Below are 18,829 nucleotides of genomic sequence, written 5' to 3'. Positions count from 1 at the left end.
CGTCTCAAACCGCGCGGGATTCTAACAGCTTGTTACGGTTCTCGTTAGATGCGAGTTTGCAGTGCATATAACAACTCTAGCGCCTGACGTGGCGTGACATCGTCGAGTTTGGCCCTGGAGAGCTCTTCGAGCACCGGGTGCGGCAGGCTCGCGAACATGTCACTTTGCTGGGGCGCAGCGGGTTTTCCAGGTTTTGGACGAGGCTGCTCGTGGGGCAGGCTGGTGGTCTCCAACCGGTGTAAATGTTCTTTCGCCCGGCCAATCACTTTCGCTGGAACCCCGGCCAGCTGGGCTACAGCCAGGCCATAGCTTTGGCTGGCAGGTCCTGGCAGAACCCGGTGCAGGAACACAATTCGCTCGTTGTGCTCGGTCGCATTGAGGTGCACGTTGGCGACCAGCGGTTCGCTTTCCGGCAGCACAGTCAGCTCGAAATAGTGGGTGGCGAACAGCGTGTAGGCGCGTAACTGGGCGAGACATTCTGCCGCAGCCCATGCCAGGGACAGACCATCAAATGTACTGGTGCCGCGTCCAACCTCGTCCATCAGCACCAGGCTGCGATCAGTGGCGTTGTGCAGGATGTTGGCCGTTTCGCTCATTTCGACCATGAACGTCGAACGCCCGCCTGCAAGGTCATCGCTGGAGCCGATCCGAGTGAAAATCCGGTCTACCAGTGACAGCTCGCAGCTCGCCGCTGGCACGAAGCTGCCGATGTGGGCCAGCAACACGATCAGTGCGGTCTGGCGCATATAGGTCGACTTACCGCCCATGTTCGGGCCGGTGATGACCAGCATCCGGGTCTTGTCATCAAGGTCCAGATCGTTGGCCACGAACGGCGAGGTCAGCACCTGTTCCACGACCGGGTGACGACCCTGGTCGATGCGCATGCAGGGCTCATCGACGAACTGCGGGCAGTTAAGGTCCAGATTCAGGGCGCGTTCGGCCAGGTTGCTCAGCACATCCAGCTCGGCCAGTGCCGAGGCGGTGTCCTGCAGCGGAGCGAGGTGGCCGATCAGGTCCTCAAGCAACGCTTCGTACAGCATTTTCTCGCGCGCCAGTGCGCGGCTTTTGGCTGACAACGCTTTGTCTTCGAACTCTTTCAGTTCCGGCGTGATGAAGCGCTCGGCACCTTTCAGGGTTTGTCGACGAATGTAATCGGCAGGTGCCTGTTCGGCCTGCTTGCTTGGCAACTCAATGAAGTAGCCGTGAATCCGGTTGTAGCCGACTTTCAGATTGGCCAATCCGGTTCGGGCTTTTTCACGGGCCTCAAGGTCAATCAGGAACTGCCCGGCGTTTTCACTCAGCGACTGCAGCTCGTCCAGCTCAGCGTCATAACCGGTTTTCAGCACGCCGCCATCGCGGATCACCGCCGGCGGGTTATCAATGACGGCTCGTTGCAGCAAATCAGCCAGTTCCGGATAGACGCCGGTGACTTTGGCCAGTTGCTGCAAATGCGGCGCTTCCAGTTCGGCCATTGCCGTTTGCAATTCGGGCAACGCACTCAATGCATCGCGAAGGCGAGCGAGGTCGCGTGGCCGCGCATTGCGCAGGCCGATGCGGGCAAGGATTCGCTCGATATCGCCGATTTCCTTCAGCTGCGGCTGCAGGTTTTCGAATCGATAACGCTCAAGCAGACACTTGATGGAAGATTGCCGCGCCTTGAGGACCGACAGGTCACGCAAAGGGCGATTCAACCAGCGGGTCAGGAGGCGCGTACCCATTGCGGTCTGGCAGCGATCTACCACCGACTGCAAGGTGTTGTCGCGGCCACCGGCCAGGTTGGTGTCCAGTTCGAGGTTGCGTCGGGTGGCGCCGTCGAGGATGACCGTATCGTCAAGACGCTCGTGACGCAGGCTACGCAGGTGCGGCAGGGCAGTACGCTGGGTTTCCTTGGCGTAGCCCAGCAGGCAACCGGCAGCACCGATCGCCAGGGTCAGGTTTTCGCAGCCAAAGCCTTTCAGGTCCTGAGTCGAGAACTGCTGGCAAAGACTTTTGAGCGCCGAGTCGCGCTCGAAATCCCAAGGCGCGCGGCGGCGTGATCCTCGACGCTTTTCGGCGGGCAGACCTTGTGGCCAGTCATCCGGGATAAGTAGCTCCACGGGGTTGATACGCTCAAGTTCAGCCAGCAGGTTCTCCCAGCCCTTGATTTCCAGCACGCTGAAATTGCCACTGGTGATGTCCATCACCGCCAGGCCGAACAGGCGTTCATCGCCCAATACGGCTGCGATCAGATTGTCGCGCCGCTCGTCCAGCAGGGCTTCATCGCTGACAGTGCCGGGGGTGATGATGCGTACTACCTGACGATCTACCGGGCCTTTGCTGGTCGCCGGGTCGCCAACCTGCTCACAGATCACCACGGATTCGCCGAGTTTGACCAGCTTGGCCAGATAGCCTTCAGCCGCGTGATAGGGAATCCCGCACATAGGGATGCTCTGGCCGGCTGACTGGCCCCGCGCTGTCAGGGTGATGTCCAGCAATTTGGCGGCTTTCTTCGCGTCTTCGTAGAAAATTTCGTAGAAATCGCCCATGCGGTAGAACATCAACTGGTCAGGGTGCTGATTCTTCAGCCGCCAGTACTGCTGCATCATCGGGGTGTGTGATGAGAGATCGGAAATTGCTTTATTCATCAGATAGTTAGGCAAGTTCGTTAGAAAGATGGGGCAAATTCGGAAGCGTGCCTGATATCCCCTTTGGGCTAACAGGTCGGTAAGTCCGTGTGTTTTGCGATGGGCGCAAGATTACCACGCGAGGCTTCGCTACGCAGGTCCGCTGCAAGTCGGCTGATTCGTCACCGAGCGTTTCCGAACGGCCACAGAGTCGAAATCGCTGTATAGACTTTGCAGCGTCGCCTCTCAATCCCGAGCAGGCGTTGTAAAAAAGGGATTTTATATGGCTAACAAACGCGGAAGGGATTCTGAAAGCGGGCGTTTCATTCCGGTCGAAGAGGCTCGGCGACGCCCGAAGGAAACAACGGTTGAAACCATCAAGAAACCGCATTGCCCGAAAACCCGAGACAAATGACGTATCCATGAGGGCGGTCGCGATCAGGCCGCTCTCTGCTTGCACCTTCAAAGCGCTCGTGTACGGTGTTGGTTTACTCGCCTTTCCAAAGGAAGAGCATCTTGGATGAGATCACCCGGCTTGCCGCCACCCTTGGCAAGCATCTGCAATCGATCAACGCTCAGGTCAGCACCGCCGAGTCCTGTACCGGCGGCGGCATCGCCGAAGCGATTACCCGGATACCCGGCAGCTCGGCCTGGTTCGAGGCGGGTTATGTCACTTACTCCAACCCCCAGAAAACCCTTCAGTTGCAAGTACCGACCGAATTGTTTGCCCGGGTCGGTGCGGTCAGCGAGGAGGTGGTGCGCGCGATGGTGTCGGGTGCGCAACGTCAGAGCGGCGCAAGGTTTGCGGTTGCGGTTAGTGGTGTAGCCGGGCCGGATGGCGGCTCGGTCGAGAAGCCGGTCGGCACTGTATGGCTGTGTTGGGGCGTGGGTGGAAAGCTGATTTCCCGGCGCGAACAGTTCGCCGGAGACCGTGACGAGGTGCGCCGACAAACGGTGAAAGCCGCGCTAGAGGGGCTGATCCAGCTTGTCAGTGCAGAAATACCAACTCGGGGGTAGGCGAGCGCTCAACCCTGTGGAATAATACTGTCTACTTATACAGGTGTTGTGGCCGTCAGGCCCCTAATTGAATTTGATTACGTGAGGACTTCAATGGACGACAACAAGAAGAAAGCCTTGGCTGCGGCCTTGGGTCAGATCGAGCGTCAATTCGGTAAAGGTGCCGTAATGCGCATGGGTGACCATGACCGCCAGGCTATTCCTTCTATCTCCACCGGTTCGCTCGGGCTGGATATCGCGCTGGGTATTGGCGGTTTGCCGAAAGGCCGGATCGTTGAAATCTACGGTCCGGAATCTTCCGGTAAAACGACGCTGACGCTTTCGGTTATCGCCCAGGCCCAGAAAATGGGTGCAACTTGTGCGTTCGTCGATGCCGAGCACGCGCTTGATCCAGAATACGCAGGCAAGCTGGGCGTCAATGTTGACGACCTGCTCGTGTCGCAGCCGGATACCGGTGAGCAGGCGCTGGAAATCACCGACATGCTGGTGCGCTCCAATGCCATCGACGTCATCGTTGTCGACTCCGTTGCCGCTCTGGTACCGAAGGCTGAGATCGAAGGCGAAATGGGTGACATGCACGTGGGTCTGCAGGCTCGTCTGATGTCTCAGGCGCTGCGCAAGATCACCGGCAACATCAAAAACGCCAACTGCCTGGTTATCTTCATTAACCAGATCCGTATGAAGATCGGTGTGATGTTCGGTAGCCCTGAGACCACCACCGGTGGTAACGCGCTGAAGTTTTACGCTTCGGTCCGTCTGGACATCCGCCGTACCGGTGCTGTGAAAGAGGGCGACGAAGTCGTCGGTAGCGAAACCCGTGTCAAAGTCGTCAAGAACAAGGTGGCTCCGCCGTTCCGTCAGGCCGAGTTCCAGATTCTTTACGGCAAGGGTATCTACCTCAATGGCGAGATCATTGATCTGGCCGTACTGCATGGTTTCGTAGAGAAGTCCGGTGCATGGTACAGCTACCAAGGCAGCAAAATCGGTCAGGGTAAAGCCAACTCGGCCAAGTTCCTGGCGGATAACCCGGAAGTAGGTGCCACCCTTGAGAAGATGATTCGCGAGAAGTTGCTGACTCCAGGTGTTGATACCAAATCCGAAGCCTCTCGTGCACCAGCGCCTGCTGATGACATGGCTGAAGCTGACGTTGATCTCTGATAGATCATGTCGGTTGTACTCGATACACCTGTCGCCGTAAGGCGCACCGCAATGGACCTGCTCGCACGCCGCGAGCACGGTCGTGTCGAGCTGACGCGCAAACTGCGTCAGCGCGGCGCAACTCCTGAACTCATCGAACCTGCTCTCGACCGCCTTGTGGAAGAAGGGCTGTTGTCTGAAGCGCGTTACCTCGAAAGTTTCGTCTCTTACCGTGCACGCTCGGGCTATGGCCCTGCGCGTATTCGTGAGGAGTTGAATCAGCGAGGATTGCAGCGTGCGGAAGTCGAACAGGCCATTCGGGAATGTGGTTTTGATTGGCAGGAAAAACTGAAAGAAACCTGGCAGCGCAAGTTTGCCGGTCAGTTGCCCGCAGATGCGCGGGAGCGTGCGAAGCAAGGTCGCTTCTTGAGCTACCGCGGTTATCCCATGGATATGATCGGCCGCCTGTTAAGCGGCCGTGGCGAAGACGACTGATCCTCAGGACTCTTTTGAGGATTCCGATTCCCGGGCTTTCAATTTTGCTGCCGGTTGAGCCCAGTTTTCCGACAGGTTGATGTAGTCCACCAACTCCCGCAAACGCCCTTGATTACGTCCACTGAAAGTAAATACCAAGCGCGTCAGATGGCTGAAATCAGCCTCATGTTCTTCACCCTGATAAGCATGTTGCTGAAAGTCTTCTGCCAGACGCAGGTCGGCGAATGCTTCTTGCATATGCGCAATGGCTTGCTCGGTGAGCGGGTGATGCATGCGCAGGATGAACTTGTTCTTCAGCCAACGGCTTGAATGGAAGTTGCTGTAGAACTGATCGATTTCCTCAACCGCTTCTTCGGCGCTGTAGACCAGGCGCAGTAATTTCATGTCGTTTGGCAGAATGTAGTGATTTTCTTCCAGCTGACTTTTGATGAAGTCCAGTGCGCTCTGCCAGAAACTTCCTCCTGGCACGTCGAGTAGCACGATAGGCACCAGTGGACTTTTGCCGGTCTGAATCAGTGTCAGCACTTCCAGAGCTTCATCAAGCGTGCCGAAACCACCTGGGCAAAGCACCAGCGCATCGGCTTCTTTGACAAAGAACAGCTTGCGCGTGAAGAAGAAGTGGAAGGGCAGCAGGTTGCCCGTGCCCTCGACCGTGGCGTTAGCGTGCTGTTCGAACGGCAAAGTGATGTTGAAGCCCAGGCTGTGATTCAGCCCGGCGCCTTCATGGGTCGCAGCCATGATGCCGCCCCCCGCGCCAGTGATGACCATCAGATCCGCTTTGGCCAGCAACGCGCCAAGCTCCTTGGCGAGCGCATACAGTGGATGTTCAACGGGGGTGCGGGCGGAGCCGAAGACCGTCACCTTGCGGCGCCCGCGGAACTGCTCAAGTACCCGAAAGGCATTGTCCAGTTCGCGCAAGGCTTGCAGCGTTATTTTGGCGTTCCAGCGATTGCGATCGTCCTGGGCCATGCGCAATACGGTCAGCATCATGTCGCGATAGAGCGGAAGGTTTGGACTGTTGGGGGCTACCAGATTGATCTGTTCTTCGATCTTGCTGGTGAGGTCTTTACCGTTACTTTGAAAGTGGCTGCTCAGCAGGTCGTTGGGTACATAGGGCATTCAAGGCTCTCCTTGCATGAATCGTCACTCCAGCCATCGAGGGCTGATACTTGATTTCAAACGATAATGACCCTTGCCTGCTGGGACTGGCAACGTTTGTGTATGACTTTGGGTTTCTGCACCGCAGACGTTGGACCGGCTTGAACAGCACTGAGGTGGAACGGCCGGGCGGCGTTCCGTTTCAGCCGGGAAGTCGGGATTCCCGGCGATGAAGATGGAGTGACTGTACCGGCCACTTCCCGGCTAAAGCCGGTCCCACGTTGGGTTCTTGTGCGGTGCGAGAAGGAATCTTACTTCTTGACCGAACAGTCGCTGGCCTTGAATACCTGGCTGGTTACCGGACGATTGGTCTTGTACTCGGTGAACTGATACTTGAGTACCGCGCCCTTGCTCATCAACTGGCGATAGCCGTTGTTATGGCAAACACTGTTCCCGAGCTGATTGCGGACCGCATCGGGGTTGGCGCGCATTTGCTGGGCCTGGCCTTCGCGAACACTCAGATGATTGATCAACTGATTGCCTTCAACCGTGTAACCCTGATCGAGAATGTCCTCATTGATAGCCCGCGGCGTGCCGACGCTGCTTTCCTTCGCAACTTTTTCGAGCATTTTGCTCAATTCGAAATCCTGCTTCGACGCCGCTTGAGCGAAGAATGGGACAGCGAGCAGAAGCGTGAGGGTAGGGACGGTAAGGCGCAGCATTAAATTCTCCTGATTCAGTGACTGGCCCGTTGGACCGGTGACTTGCAAGTATGTTCAGCAGGCAGCAGGGCTGAATATGCATGAACGATGGCGAAGTATAAGGATGGCGCGCAGTGAAAGCGATTCGTCCGTCGACACCGCGGGCCGGACAGGACGTGGCTCTGTTAAACTGCGCAGACTTTTAAGCCCTCCGAGTTATCGCAGTGTTCACGCTTCCCTTCAATCGACGCATGCCATTATGAGCCACGCCGTTTCTCGCCTGCGCGATCGCCGTCTGGCGCAGAGTACCAAGCCGTTTATTGCACGCGGGTCGCGCGCGCCACGCTGCAATCAGTGTCGAGTGATCCCCGAGTACTGCCTGTGTGGATGGAAGCCAAATGTGGCGACCAATTCGGCGATGTGTCTGCTTATGTACGACACTGAGCCGCTTAAGCCGACTAATACCGGCTGGCTGATTGCGGATGTTGTCGATGACACTCATGCATTTGGCTGGTCACGCATAGAGGTCGATGAGCAGTTGCTGGCATTGCTGGATGATCCGCAATGGCAGCCCTATATTGTTTTCCCGGGTGAGTTTGTGGCTCCGCAACGGGTGGTCAACCAGGTCATTCAGGAAGAGGGCAAGCGTCCGCTCTTCATCTTGCTGGATGCGACCTGGCCTGAAGCGCGCAAGATGTTTCGCAAAAGCCCTTACCTGGAACGGTTTCCGGTGCTCAGCCTTGAGCCGGAACAGATGTCCCGCTATCGCCTGCGCCGTTCAAAGCGTGATGATCATTTTTGCACGGCGGAAGTCGCTGCATTGTGTCTGGAGCTGGCCGGCGATAAGCAAGCCAGCGGGGTGCTTGATGCTTACCTGGATGTGTTCACTGCTCACTATCTGGGCGCGAAGTACCAGAAAAACATTGATTCGGATGATGTCTCTCACACCCATCTGAAGGCTTTTCTCTAAGCTGATATTGCGGCTTCGCGAGTGACGTGCACCTGCATGCGAAATAACCTCTGTTTGCGGCCGGGTTAATGCTTGACCACCCCGGTTTCGCTGGGCATGCTGGCGCCGCATAAAGGCCCGGACGGGTGTTTTTCGCAGGCTGCGGTTCGCGCTGCGTATAGCTGCAACAAGTGTTTGCTGGCATTTGCCAATGCCTTGCTGGGCGCTGAATGGATCGGCGCCCACTTATAAGTACAGGACCACCCCATGACTTACGAAATCCTGATTGCCGATGACCATCCGCTGTTCCGCAGCGCGTTGCATCAGGCATTGAGCCTTGGCCTCGGTCCTGATGTGAGACTCGTGGAGGCGGAGAGCATTGCCCAGCTTGAAGCGCGTCTGGATGAGAAGTCTGACTGGGATCTGGTCCTGCTGGACTTGAATATGCCGGGTGCTTATGGCTTTTCCGGTCTGGTCCTGCTGCGTGGTCAGTATCCGCAGATTCCGGTGGTGATGGTGTCGGCGCAGGAAGAAGCCGCCATCGTTGTCAGGTCCCGAGAGTTTGGTGCCAGTGGCTTCATCCCCAAGTCCAGCCCGTTGGAGACTATTCAGCAGGCTGTGCGCAAGGTACTTGAAGGCGATGTCTGGTGGCCGCCGCAGGCTAACGAAGCCGTGAGTGTTTCTGATGAAGCCAAAGCCGCCAGCGCGGGTCTGGCAAGCCTGACGCCTCAGCAGTTCCGGGTATTGACCATGGTCTGTGAAGGATTGCTGAACAAACAGATTGCCTATGAGCTGACCGTCTCTGAAGCAACGATCAAGGCTCATGTCACGGCGATATTTCGCAAGCTGGGTGTGCGGACACGAACCCAGGCTGCATTGCTTTTGCAACAGCTGGAATCCATTTCTCCGAACGGATAACTCTGGATGACTCAACCGTTCACATTTTTTTGATCTGTCCTGAATTAGCTTCCATCATCTTTTTTTGCACAGCAGCCTATCTATGTCTCCTTTCAAAGGCCAAACGGGCCTGAAACGTATCCTGAATGCCGCCGGTTATTCTTTCGATGGTCTGTCTGCCGCTTTCAAGGGTGAAGCCGCTTTCAGGCAGTTGGTGCTTCTTAACGTAGTGCTGGTGCCACTGGCTTTTATCGTCGATGTGAGCAAGGGCGAGCGCGCGTTGTTGATCGCGGTGTGCCTGCTGGCACTGATCGTTGAATTGCTCAATTCGGCGGTTGAAGCGGCCATCGATCGCATTTCCCTGGATTTGCATCCTCTTTCGAAAAACGCCAAAGACATGGGCAGCGCTGCCCAGATGGTCTCGTTGACCATGATCGCTGCTGTATGGATGCTAATCCTGTTCGGCTGATCATCTAGTACATGCTTGGCAGCACGATTTCATCGCTGCGCTGGACGCCTTCAGTCAACGAGCGGCACAGGTCGAGAAACTCGCGCATGGCAGAGGTCTGATACTTCTGCTTGTGCCAGATGAAGTAAAACTCTCGGGACAGGTCCAGCTCCGGTGTTTCCACCGCCACCAGACTGCCGCGCCGAATTGCATCCCGAAGAGCCAGTCGGGATATGCAGCCAATACCCAGACCCGATTCGACGGCACGTTTGATGGCCTCTGTATGCTCAAGCTCCAGGCGTACATTCAGCGCATTGCGATGATGACGCATCGCCTGATCGAACGTAAGGCGGGTTCCTGAGCCCTGTTCGCGCAGGATCCAGGCTTCCTGGGTCAGTTCGTCGAGGCTGGCATGTCCGCGTTTGGCCAGTGGGTGCTGAGGGGCGCAGAACACCACGAGTTCGTCCTCGACCCAGCGTTGCACCTCAATGTCAGCGTGCGTGCAATCGCCTTCAATCAGACCCAGATCAATTTCGTAGTGTGCGACCTGCTGCACGATGTGAGCGGTGTTCTGTACATGCAGCTTGACCTGGCTCTCCGGGTGACGCTGCATGAAACTGCCGATCAACAGCGTCGCCAGGTAATTACCGATGGTCAGCGTGGCGCCTACCGCCAGCGAGCCGAAACCGGATTTACCATTGAGCAAGTCCTCGATCTCTTTGGCCTGATCCAGCAGGGCAACCGCCTGGGGCAGTAGCTGGCGCCCGGTGGCATTCAGGCTCAGGCGTTTTCCCGCCCGGTCGAACAACTGGCAACTGGACTGTCGCTCCAGTTCAGTGATGGACGTGCTGGCGGCCGATTGGGACAGCGATAGCAGGATCGCCGCCCGGGAAACGCTTTCCTGTTGGGCGACGGCTACAAAAACCTGAAGTTGACGTAAAGTAAATCGCATATCTATATAACCGATAACCTATATCTTAATAATTCAGTTAACAGATATTGTGCTTCCCACTAGAATATCGCGCAATAGCGTTCCTACCCGGCGCAAGCGAATCTCAGGAGTTTTCACGTAAATGAGCAACATGAACCACGAGCGTGTTCTAAGCGTCCACCACTGGAACGACACACTCTTCAGTTTCAAGTGCACCCGCGATCCAGGTCTGCGTTTCGAGAACGGTCAGTTCGTCATGATCGGTCTGCAGCAGCCAAACGGGCGCCCGCTCATGCGTGCCTATTCGATCGCCAGCCCGAACTGGGAAGAGCATCTCGAATTCTTCAGCATTAAAGTGCCTGATGGTCCCCTGACTTCGCAGTTGCAACACTTGAAGGAAGGCGATGAGATCATCATCAGCAAAAAGCCTACGGGCACGCTGGTACTCGACGACCTCAAGCCGGGCAAGCATCTTTATCTGCTGAGCACGGGTACCGGTCTGGCGCCGTTCATGAGCGTTATTCAAGACCCTGAAACCTATGAGCGTTTCGAAAAAGTCATTCTGTGCCACGGCGTACGCTATGTGAATGAAGTCGCTTACCGCGAATTCATCACCGAACACCTGCCACAGAACGAGTTCTTCGGCGACGCGCTGCGCGACAAGCTGATTTACTACCCAACCGTTACTCGTGAGCCGTTCGAGAACGAAGGTCGTCTGACTGACCTGATGCGCAGCGGCAAGTTGTTCAGCGATATTGGGCTGCCACCGATCAATCCTCAGGACGACCGCGCCATGTTGTGCGGTAGCCCAAGCATGCTCGACGAAACCAGCGAAGTGCTCAACAGCTTCGGTCTGACGGTTTCTCCGCGTATGCGTGAGCCAGGCGACTATCTGATCGAGCGTGCATTCGTCGAGAAGTAAGCGCTGAAATTACGGGGTGGGGGGTGTTCGCACGCCCCGCTGATGTGACAAAAAAACCGCCTGGGGGTCACGGACCGGGCGGTTTTTTTGTGGGCGCAGATTCGTGATGTAATCAATCGGCAGTGAGCACGACTTCCAGCACGTTGATCACTCCCGGGCCGGGGTAGTGCCAACGCACGTCGAGGTCCCAGAATTGCGCACCGTAGCGGCGTTCCGAAGTGGGTGTCTGATAGGCCGGACGTGGGTCCTGCGCCAGGCATTGCTCGATCAGTTCGATTAGCGGTTCATTCAGGCGCATGCCGTGCTCATGAGCCTGCTTCAAGGCTGACTCATCCCAATTCACAGGGATGAGGTCTGGTGCGGCACTGGCCATGTTATTGAATGCTGTTGACACGTTGTCGGCGTAAGGCACATAGGGCTTGATGTCCAGTACCGGCGTGCCGTCCAGTAAGTCGATGCCCGATAAGTACAGGCGTCCGGCTTCAACCTTGTCGAGCTTGACCACTGACTGGCCGATCCCGTTCGGGCGATGCGTGGCACGGGTGGCGAAGACGCCCATCGACTGGTTGCCCCCCAGCCGTGGCGGCCTGACTTTCAAGCGGGGTTTGTCTTCCAGAGCTTGATGAAAGAGAAACAGAATCCAGACATGACTGACGTGTTCCAGACCCTGCACGGCATCGCCCTGATCGAACGGCGCCACTAGTTCCAGCACGCCACGCGCCGCTGGCGCCAGTTGTGGCTGGCGCGGAATGGCGAACTTCTCCTTGAAGCAGGAGCGGACGAAGCCGATGGGGGAGACGGTGTAGGAATCAGTCATGAGATGCGTCTGAATTGAAATGAGTACGCCATGCGGACTGTGGGAGCGAATTTATTCGCGAAAGGGCCGGTACATCCAACGCTTTTCGAAGGTGTGGAAGGCCGTATTCGCGAATGAATTCGCTCCCACAGGTTCTCTACATGGCGGTAGCCAGCTTGTTCAGCCGCGAACCCGCAGGGTCAAACCCTTGAGGAAGTTACGCAGCAACTGGTCGCCACACGTACGGTAGTTGCTGTGGCCGAATTTGCGGAACAGGGCGCTCAGTTCAGGTTTGGAGACCGGGAACTCAACCGATTTGAGGATCGCATGCATGTCCTCTTCCTTCAGTTCGAAGGCTACGCGCAGCTTCTTCAAGACGGTGTTGTTGGTGACTGGCAGCTCGACAGGCTGCGGCGCGCGGCTGTCGTCCTTGCCACGCTTGAAAATCACCAGGCCATCAAGGAAGTGCGCCATGATTTCATCGCTGCAATTCAGATAGCCTTCTTCGTCTTCCTTCTTGGTGAAGGCGATGACATCAGCCTTGGAAATTTCCATTCCGCCAAGCTTTGTAATGTCGACAATTTTGCCGTCGCTGATATCAAGCATGTAGCGCACGCTGCGCAATACGTCGTTGTTCATCATGATGGGTAAATCCTGGTAAGGCTGGGGTCACGCGGCAGGAAAGGATCCTGCAGCATTGAACTGAATCAGAACTTCTCTTTGGAAGTCATGTAGCGCCATTGGCCTTCGGGCAACTTGCCCATGGACACGCCGCCGATGCGGATGCGCCGGACTGAAACGATCTTCAGGCCTACGGCTTCACACATTTGAGCAATGACGCCGGGTTGCGGGTTTTTCATCGCAAAACGCAGACGGTTCTCGCTCTGCCAGCTGGCTTTGACCTTGGGCAATTCCGTGCCTTTGTAAGTCATGCCGTGATTGAGCCGGTTGAGGCCGTGAGCGACCATCTCACCGGATATTTCCACCACGTACTCTTGCTCGATCTTGCTGCGATCATCCGTGAGCTTTCGGAGGATCTTCCAGTCCTGGCTGAACACCATCAAACCGCTGGCATTGGCCTGCAGCGTCGAGATAGGTTCAAGGCGCAGAAAGTGTCCTTTGAGCGGACGTTTGCCGAAGCTGTGTTCTTCCGAGAGGGTGGCAGGGGTAATCAATGCCAGTGCATCGGCTTCGCGCAGAGTGGCCGGTTTGTGGAAGATGATGGTGACAGGCTCTGGTGCATCGGCCTTGGCTTCGCGATCCAGCACAACCGTTTCGGTGTCGACCTTGAACTGCGGTTCATCGATGACTTTACCGTCCACGGTGACCCAGCCGCCTTCGATATACAGCTCAGCCTCCCTGCGGGAGCAGCCGGTCAGTTCGATCAGGCGTTTGGAGAGGCGGATGGGTTCTGACATGACAAAAGCCGTTACTTGAGAGAAAGGCCGACATTGTACCCGTGCCCGCCCGGTTAATCGCGGCAACATTGCAAATGGTGCGTAATCGGGTCGCTGCCTTCATAGCTGAAGCCACTTCCATCAAACAAAATGCTGAATGCATTCTTGTAGGAGCTGCCGAAGGCTGCGATTGCATTTCCCCCTGATACACCGCAATCGCAGCCTTCGGCAGCTCCTACGGGGGGCTTGGTTATCAAAATCGCTGCTCCAGCCTCATCCGCAACATTGGATACGGCTGCCCAAGCCCGTCGACTTCAGAACGGCTGATCACTTCAAAACCCTGCTTGAGGTAAAACTCCAGCGCTTGCGGGTTCTGTTCGTTGACGTCCAGTTCGCGAATCCTGAAGTGTTCGATGCTGTGAGCCAATAGCTGTTTGCCCAGCCCTCGGCCGCGATGATCGGCGGCGATGAACAGCATCTCCAGCTTGCCGATACTGACGCCGGCGAAGCCCGTGATATTCAGGTGTGAATCCCGGGTGCAGACCAGCGTCACGGTATCCAGATAACGGGTCAGCAGCAGCTCCTTGAGCTGCACGATGTACGCATCGGGCAAAAAGTCATGCGTCGCGCGGACAGCGCTTTCCCAGACTTGAATCAATTGCGGATAGTCATTTTTATCAGCGTTGGAGATCGCCGGATGTTGCATGGGGTTTGGCTCCACTGAAGGTCGCTTTGTGTTCCTGACACGTCGCCAAGGCGCTGCGTTGTTTCGTGGCAAGCATGGACCCTGTAGAAGTGAGCTTGCTCGCGATAGCGTCAGGCCAGACGCTAATTCTCAGCAGGTCTAAATCGCGAGCAAGCTCACTCCTACAGGTCCTATGCTTGCCGTGAGACAGCGTGGTGTCAGGGACGCGGGGGCGATTTTCTACAGAAAATGCATTTCAGTTAAAGGATTACAGCTGTTCGATAGAAGGCAGTGCACACGGACTAGCTTAGCCCTTCGAAGTCAAAAAAAGCCCCGCCGTTTGAAGGGCGGGGCTGTTTTGTTGCATCAGCTCAAACGGAGGGTCAAAGCGTCTCGGCCCAGAGATCATACTCATCGGCGTCGGTGACGCGGCACATGACCTTGTCGCCTGGCTTCAAGGTGCTGTTGTCATCCAGGGCGATGAACACATTGCCGTCGATTTCCGGAGCATCGAAGAAGCAGCGGCCCACAGCGCCTTGCTCGTCGACTTCGTCAATCAACACTTCGATTTCCCGGCCGATTTTCATCTGCAGGCGGGCAGCGCTGATGGCTTGCTGGTGGGCCATGAAGCGGTCCCAACGGTCCTGTTTGACGTCGTCCGGCACAATGGCCGCGTCCAGCAGGTTGGCCGGTGCGCCTTCAACCGGCGAGTACTGGAAGCAGCCGACGCGGTCGAGTTGTGCTTCAGTCAGCCAGTCCAGCAGGTACTGGAAGTCTTCTTCGGTTTCGCCGGGGAAGCCGACGATGAAGGTCGAACGGATGATCAGGTCCGGGCATTGCTCACGCCAGTTCTTGATACGGGCCAGAGTCTTGTCTTCGAAGGCCGGACGCTTCATCAGCTTGAGCACTTTCGGGCTGGCGTGCTGGAAGGGGATATCCAGGTACGGCAGGATTTTCCCGGCGGCCATCAGCGGGATCAGCTCATCAACGTGCGGGTACGGGTAAACATAGTGCAGACGGACCCAGACACCCATTGAGCTCAGGGCCTGACACAGCTCGGTCATGCGAGTCTTGACCGGGGCACCGTTCCAGAAACCGGTGCGATACTTGACGTCGACGCCGTAGGCGCTGGTGTCCTGAGAGATTACGAGCAGTTCTTTTACGCCAGCCTTGACCAGACGCTGGGCTTCGTCGAGTACATCGCCCACCGGGCGGCTGACCAGTTTGCCGCGCATCGACGGGATGATGCAGAAGCTGCAGCTGTGATTGCAGCCTTCGGAAATCTTCAGGTACGCGTAGTGGCGTGGGGTCAGTTTGACGCCTTGAGGCGGCACCAGATCGATCAACGGGTTGTGATCGAGCTTGGGCGGCGCTGCGTCGTGCACGGCGTTGACCACTTGCTCGTATTGCTGTGGACCGGTAACGGACAACACGCTTGGGTGCACGTCACGGATCACGCTTTCATCAACGCCCATGCAGCCGGTGACGATGACCTTACCGTTCTCTTTAATGGCGTCGCCGATCACTTCCAGCGATTCAGCCTTGGCGGCATCGATGAAACCACAGGTATTGACCACAACGACGTCGGCGTCCTGATAAGTCGGTACGACTTCGTAGCCTTCCATGCGCAGCTGGGTAAGGATGCGCTCGGAGTCGACCAAAGCTTTCGGGCAGCCTAACGATACCCAACCTACACTTGGGGTTTTGCTCATATAATCACCTCGGTTGGGTACGTTCTTTGGGGCGCGCGATTCTATTCGCTGGCTAAAAAATGTGCAATTTTCTTTGTTGGCAATGATTGCTATTTAGGTTTGGTGAGTGTATGGAAGAAAAAAATCACAGGGATCCGGACAACAGGAATCATAGCGATCCGGACAACATCAATCACAGGGATCCGGACTACGGGAGTGATAGGGATCCGGACAGTAGAAATCGTCGCGACCCGGATGAAAGTATTCGCAGGGATCCAGATGAACAACATATGGAAGATCGTCATCTGGAGCAAAAGGCTCAGTTGGATGCTATCGAGCAAAGAGCGAAGGATGCGTACGATCGCATTAAAGCCGAGGCAGCGAGAACTAGTAAAGAAAAAGCTAACTTAGAAGATGAATTAAGATCTCTTTTTTCAGAGAAAAAGACAGAGCGCATATCGAGAATAAAATATCGTTCTATGTACGCTGTTTCTATGTTAACGGGTTTCATAGCTTCGATATATAGTGTTGGCTTATGGTTTTATCCTGAGTTTGGCTCATTTGTTTTTAAAAGTTGGGAGATTACTTTATCTGTATTAGTTGCTTTAATATGTATTATGGTGGGTGTGATTGTTCAAGCATACATGCCTAAGCGGGAAAAAGGGTTTGTTGGTATCGATATTAGGGCTCAGGAAGAGAAAAATGAACGGTATATAAACGAGAAAATAAATGCCGCTATAAAACTGCTGGAAGTTCCGCCCCGATCTCCCGAAACTGTTACCAAGTCTGAAGATAGTATAAAAATTTCTGACGAATATTTTGCATCCGTCACACCACCCAGCGGGACGGCTGTATCTAAGTTTGAATCGTATGTTGCTTTTTTAGTCAGAGAGTTGGACTTCCAGATTTTAACATTTGATACAAAAGCTTCGGAATTGCTTGATACAGGTATAAAGTTTCTTCTTTGGGGGATTTCGGCATACGTTGTCTCTATATTTATTTGGCAGTTTGCTATAAAAAACGGCTATGTGGGCGAATATGCCATTATTGGTATGGTCTCATGCACTCTGGCGTTTCTTGTGGTGGAGTTTTTGGCCGCATGGTTTTTGCGGCAATATAAGGGGTTTGTAGAATCATCAATCCATCTTGTTAAGGCTAGATCGCTTTTTAACCGATACATGCTTTCTTATCATGCTGTCGTAGAGTTTTCCAATCCCTCTGAGGAAATTGCTGCCATAAGAGGCCAGATACTCAAGGTTTTGGAAGAAACAGTGAAGTGGCCGGAAGCATCCGTAGCAAAGGCTGGTGACCTTAATCATATGGTTGCAATGTTCGAGTCTGTATCAAAAGTTATTGAGGTAGCTAAATCAGATAGCGATAAAGCTTCTACAGATAAGAAGAAGGCTTCCGCAAGCGAGGCTCCAGGCTAGTGTCCATTTCCCCTAAAGTATTCAGCTATCTAAGGTTTTCTGATCCTAAACAGTCAGCAGGTGGCAGCGCCGATCGACAGCTTCAATATGCTCAGCGCTGGGCAGCCGAGAAAAGCCTGGTGCTGGATGAGTCGTTGTCACTTCGGGACGAAGGATTATCTGCCTATCACCAGCGCCATGTAACCCAAGGTGCATTGGGAGTCTTTCTTCTGGCTATCCAAGACGGGCGCATCGCTGCTGGATCAATATTGGTGGTTGAGGGGCTGGACCGGCTGAGCCGTGCCGAACCGATACAGGCGCAGGCGCAGTTGGCCCAAATTATCAACGCTGGCATTACCGTCGTCACCGCGAGTGACGGTCGGGAGTACAACCGCGCCAGTCTCAAGGCGCAGCCAATGGACCTTGTCTATTCGCTCCTGGTGATGATTCGTGCGCACGAAGAATCCGATACCAAGAGCAAGCGGGTGAAGGCATCCATACGTAGACTGTGTGAAGGCTGGATAGCCGGAACTTACCGTGGCCTTGTTCGTAACGGTAAAGATCCACAGTGGGTCAAGTGGACCGGAGATGCGTGGGAGTTGATCCCAGAAAGAGTCGCTGCAGTGAAGCGTGCGCTTGAGTTGTATCAAAGCGGGCTTGGTGCTGCCCGTGCAGCGAAGCTGATGCACGAGGAGGGGTTTGAGCTGAGCGAATGGGGAATCAATGGTCAACAGATCTACAGGCTCATCAAACTGCCTGCTCTGCGCGGTGCGAAGCGCATCTCTGTCGACGGGGAAGATTATCTGTTGGAGGACTACTATCCGCGCCTCCTTTCAGAGACTGAGTGGTCCGAGCTTCAGCACTTGGGAGGTCAGCGCCTGCGTCGACGTGGCCATGGCGAGATCCCAGGCTTCATCACCGGTATGGGGATTACTTATTGTGGATACTGCGGTAGTGCCCTCGTCGCTCAAAACGCCATGAGTCGGCGGAAGACAGACGGAAGCTTGAATGACGGTCATCGGCGTTTGCACTGTGTGGGGTACAGCAAGAATGGTGGCTGTAAGGAAAGTGGTTCTTGTAGCGTCGTGCCGATCGAGCGCGCTTTGCTGAGTTTTTGCTCGGATCAAATCAACCTGCAGCGTTTGTTGCAGGTGGGGGACGATGGTCAAGGGCTGCGCCAGCAACTGATTGTAGCCAGGTCAGCGGGCGAAAAAATCAAAGTCCAACTCGATAGGGTTACCGATGCGCTGATGGCTGACGATAGCGGATCCCCGCCGCAGGCTTTCATTCGTAAAGCGCGAGAACTGGAGGCCCAGCAGGTGGAAGCTGGTAGGAAGGTGGCGCAGCTGGAGCACGAGCTGGCCACGGTTTCCCGCTCTACCAAACCTGCTCAGGCAGGGCGTTGGGCAGAGCTTGCAGCACGCGCTAATAAGTTGGATACCGACGCGCGGGAGCAGATCCGCCAGTTGGTGATGGATACGTTTGATCGCATCGTGATTTACATGCGTGGCTTGAATCCTGATGGCAGGAACGGACAGGAGATCGATGTACAGCTACTTTCCCGCACTGGCCAGCATCGGTTGATTCAAATCAGCCGACGATCTGGAGCGTGGGTGGCCAGCGAAGATTGGGACTGATCTTGCCGGGTGGCAA

At 55.5% G+C, this 18,829-nt stretch carries 18 protein-coding genes; 9 read left to right on the top strand and 9 right to left on the bottom strand.

The annotated features are described in order from the left end of the window. Positions 1-44: 44 nt before the first annotated feature. Positions 45-2,612, bottom strand: coding sequence for a DNA mismatch repair protein MutS (gene mutS / locus EE949_RS16120; protein ID WP_205505011.1), 2,568 nt, complete (start codon positions 2,610-2,612; stop codon positions 45-47). A 507-nt stretch (positions 2,613-3,119) separates the two neighbouring features. On the opposite strand from mutS, the gene EE949_RS16115 reads away from it, so the two are divergent. From EE949_RS16115 to recX, 3 genes are all read left to right on the top strand, one after another. Continuing rightward, positions 3,120-3,620, top strand: a complete 501-nt coding sequence (locus EE949_RS16115; RefSeq protein WP_122665185.1) for a CinA family protein — start codon at positions 3,120-3,122, stop codon at positions 3,618-3,620. 93 nt (positions 3,621-3,713) lie between these two features. Next, positions 3,714-4,778 (top strand): recombinase RecA, encoded by a 1,065-nt coding sequence (gene recA / locus EE949_RS16110; RefSeq protein WP_122665184.1) that lies wholly within the window; start codon positions 3,714-3,716, stop codon positions 4,776-4,778. A gap of 6 nt (positions 4,779-4,784) precedes the next feature. Then, positions 4,785-5,252, top strand: coding sequence for a recombination regulator RecX (recX, locus tag EE949_RS16105; RefSeq protein ID WP_122665183.1), 468 nt, complete (start codon positions 4,785-4,787; stop codon positions 5,250-5,252). Between the two features lie 3 nt (positions 5,253-5,255). Here recX and EE949_RS16100 read toward each other — a convergent pair whose 3' ends face one another. Then, a complete protein-coding gene (locus tag EE949_RS16100; protein WP_122665182.1) occupies positions 5,256-6,371 on the bottom strand; it encodes a TIGR00730 family Rossman fold protein in 1,116 nt (371 codons plus the stop codon). Between the two features lie 290 nt (positions 6,372-6,661). Next, a complete protein-coding gene (locus tag EE949_RS16095) occupies positions 6,662-7,072 on the bottom strand; it encodes a quorum-sensing-regulated virulence factor family protein (RefSeq protein WP_122665181.1) in 411 nt (136 codons plus the stop codon). A gap of 238 nt (positions 7,073-7,310) precedes the next feature. Between EE949_RS16095 and EE949_RS16090 the strand changes: the two genes are divergently transcribed. The 3 genes from EE949_RS16090 to EE949_RS16080 all read left to right on the top strand — a co-directional run bounded on the left by EE949_RS16090 (position 7,311) and on the right by EE949_RS16080 (position 9,366). After that, on the top strand, positions 7,311-8,021 hold the full coding sequence (locus tag EE949_RS16090; RefSeq protein WP_122665180.1) for a tRNA-uridine aminocarboxypropyltransferase: 711 nt from the start codon (positions 7,311-7,313) through the stop codon (positions 8,019-8,021). Positions 8,022-8,267: 246 nt separating this feature from the next. Beyond that, a complete protein-coding gene (erdR, locus tag EE949_RS16085; RefSeq protein ID WP_122665179.1) occupies positions 8,268-8,918 on the top strand; it encodes a response regulator transcription factor ErdR in 651 nt (216 codons plus the stop codon). An 82-nt stretch (positions 8,919-9,000) separates the two neighbouring features. Beyond that, entirely contained in the window at positions 9,001-9,366 is a 366-nt protein-coding gene (locus EE949_RS16080) for a diacylglycerol kinase (RefSeq protein ID WP_122665178.1), read from the top strand. A 4-nt stretch (positions 9,367-9,370) separates the two neighbouring features. Here EE949_RS16080 and EE949_RS16075 read toward each other — a convergent pair whose 3' ends face one another. After that, complete coding sequence (locus EE949_RS16075; protein ID WP_122665177.1) at positions 9,371-10,297, bottom strand: LysR family transcriptional regulator; 927 nt, start codon at positions 10,295-10,297, stop codon at positions 9,371-9,373. 121 nt (positions 10,298-10,418) lie between these two features. Here EE949_RS16075 and fpr point away from each other — a divergent pair, with 121 nt between their 5' ends. Further along, positions 10,419-11,198 (top strand): ferredoxin-NADP reductase, encoded by a 780-nt coding sequence (fpr, locus tag EE949_RS16070; RefSeq protein WP_122665176.1) that lies wholly within the window; start codon positions 10,419-10,421, stop codon positions 11,196-11,198. A gap of 112 nt (positions 11,199-11,310) precedes the next feature. Here fpr and tsaA read toward each other — a convergent pair whose 3' ends face one another. The 5 genes from tsaA to rimO form a co-directional block, all read right to left on the bottom strand. Continuing rightward, positions 11,311-12,015, bottom strand: coding sequence for a tRNA (N6-threonylcarbamoyladenosine(37)-N6)-methyltransferase TrmO (gene tsaA, locus EE949_RS16065; RefSeq protein ID WP_122665175.1), 705 nt, complete (start codon positions 12,013-12,015; stop codon positions 11,311-11,313). Positions 12,016-12,174: 159 nt separating this feature from the next. Next, positions 12,175-12,636 (bottom strand): DUF1456 family protein, encoded by a 462-nt coding sequence (locus EE949_RS16060; RefSeq protein WP_122665174.1) that lies wholly within the window; start codon positions 12,634-12,636, stop codon positions 12,175-12,177. Between the two features lie 65 nt (positions 12,637-12,701). Beyond that, positions 12,702-13,412 (bottom strand): rRNA pseudouridine synthase, encoded by a 711-nt coding sequence (locus tag EE949_RS16055; RefSeq protein WP_122665173.1) that lies wholly within the window; start codon positions 13,410-13,412, stop codon positions 12,702-12,704. Positions 13,413-13,644: 232 nt separating this feature from the next. Continuing rightward, positions 13,645-14,097: a GNAT family N-acetyltransferase gene (locus tag EE949_RS16050; RefSeq protein ID WP_122665172.1), complete on the bottom strand. Its 453-nt coding sequence runs from the start codon at positions 14,095-14,097 to the stop codon at positions 13,645-13,647. A 362-nt stretch (positions 14,098-14,459) separates the two neighbouring features. Further along, on the bottom strand, positions 14,460-15,788 hold the full coding sequence (gene rimO, locus EE949_RS16045) for a 30S ribosomal protein S12 methylthiotransferase RimO (protein WP_122665171.1): 1,329 nt from the start codon (positions 15,786-15,788) through the stop codon (positions 14,460-14,462). A 110-nt stretch (positions 15,789-15,898) separates the two neighbouring features. Between rimO and EE949_RS16035 the strand changes: the two genes are divergently transcribed. Together EE949_RS16035 and EE949_RS16030 are read left to right on the top strand one after the other, a co-directional pair. After that, positions 15,899-17,197: a hypothetical protein gene (locus tag EE949_RS16035; RefSeq protein ID WP_162874440.1), complete on the top strand. Its 1,299-nt coding sequence runs from the start codon at positions 15,899-15,901 to the stop codon at positions 17,195-17,197. Then, positions 17,197-18,813, top strand: a complete 1,617-nt coding sequence (locus tag EE949_RS16030) for a recombinase family protein (RefSeq protein ID WP_240350588.1) — start codon at positions 17,197-17,199, stop codon at positions 18,811-18,813. Before EE949_RS16035 ends, EE949_RS16030 begins: the two co-directional genes overlap by 1 nt. Positions 18,814-18,829: the final 16 nt, after the last annotated feature.

The sequence above is a fragment of the Pseudomonas viridiflava genome, from assembly GCF_900602065.1.
Taxonomy (GTDB): Bacteria; Pseudomonadota; Gammaproteobacteria; order Pseudomonadales; family Pseudomonadaceae; genus Aquipseudomonas.
This window is presented reverse-complemented; position numbering and strand designations above follow the sequence as displayed.

Excerpts from the sequence above, each read along its gene's own strand:
- recA (WP_122665184.1), top strand. The coding sequence starts at position 3,714 with ATGGACGACAACAAGAAGAAAGCCTTGGCTGCGGCCTTGGGTCAGATC.
- recX (WP_122665183.1), top strand. The coding sequence starts at position 4,785 with ATGTCGGTTGTACTCGATACACCTGTCGCCGTAAGGCGCACCGCAATG.
- EE949_RS16100 (WP_122665182.1), bottom strand. The coding sequence starts at position 6,371 with ATGCCCTATGTACCCAACGACCTGCTGAGCAGCCACTTTCAAAGTAAC.
- EE949_RS16095 (WP_122665181.1), bottom strand. The coding sequence starts at position 7,072 with ATGCTGCGCCTTACCGTCCCTACCCTCACGCTTCTGCTCGCTGTCCCA.
- EE949_RS16090 (WP_122665180.1), top strand. The coding sequence starts at position 7,311 with ATGAGCCACGCCGTTTCTCGCCTGCGCGATCGCCGTCTGGCGCAGAGT.
- erdR (WP_122665179.1), top strand. The coding sequence starts at position 8,268 with ATGACTTACGAAATCCTGATTGCCGATGACCATCCGCTGTTCCGCAGC.
- EE949_RS16080 (WP_122665178.1), top strand. The coding sequence starts at position 9,001 with ATGTCTCCTTTCAAAGGCCAAACGGGCCTGAAACGTATCCTGAATGCC.
- EE949_RS16075 (WP_122665177.1), bottom strand. The coding sequence starts at position 10,297 with ATGCGATTTACTTTACGTCAACTTCAGGTTTTTGTAGCCGTCGCCCAA.
- fpr (WP_122665176.1), top strand. The coding sequence starts at position 10,419 with ATGAGCAACATGAACCACGAGCGTGTTCTAAGCGTCCACCACTGGAAC.
- tsaA (WP_122665175.1), bottom strand. The coding sequence starts at position 12,015 with ATGACTGATTCCTACACCGTCTCCCCCATCGGCTTCGTCCGCTCCTGC.
- EE949_RS16060 (WP_122665174.1), bottom strand. The coding sequence starts at position 12,636 with ATGATGAACAACGACGTATTGCGCAGCGTGCGCTACATGCTTGATATC.
- EE949_RS16055 (WP_122665173.1), bottom strand. The coding sequence starts at position 13,412 with ATGTCAGAACCCATCCGCCTCTCCAAACGCCTGATCGAACTGACCGGC.
- EE949_RS16050 (WP_122665172.1), bottom strand. The coding sequence starts at position 14,097 with ATGCAACATCCGGCGATCTCCAACGCTGATAAAAATGACTATCCGCAA.
- rimO (WP_122665171.1), bottom strand. The coding sequence starts at position 15,788 with ATGAGCAAAACCCCAAGTGTAGGTTGGGTATCGTTAGGCTGCCCGAAA.
- EE949_RS16035 (WP_162874440.1), top strand. The coding sequence starts at position 15,899 with ATGGAAGAAAAAAATCACAGGGATCCGGACAACAGGAATCATAGCGAT.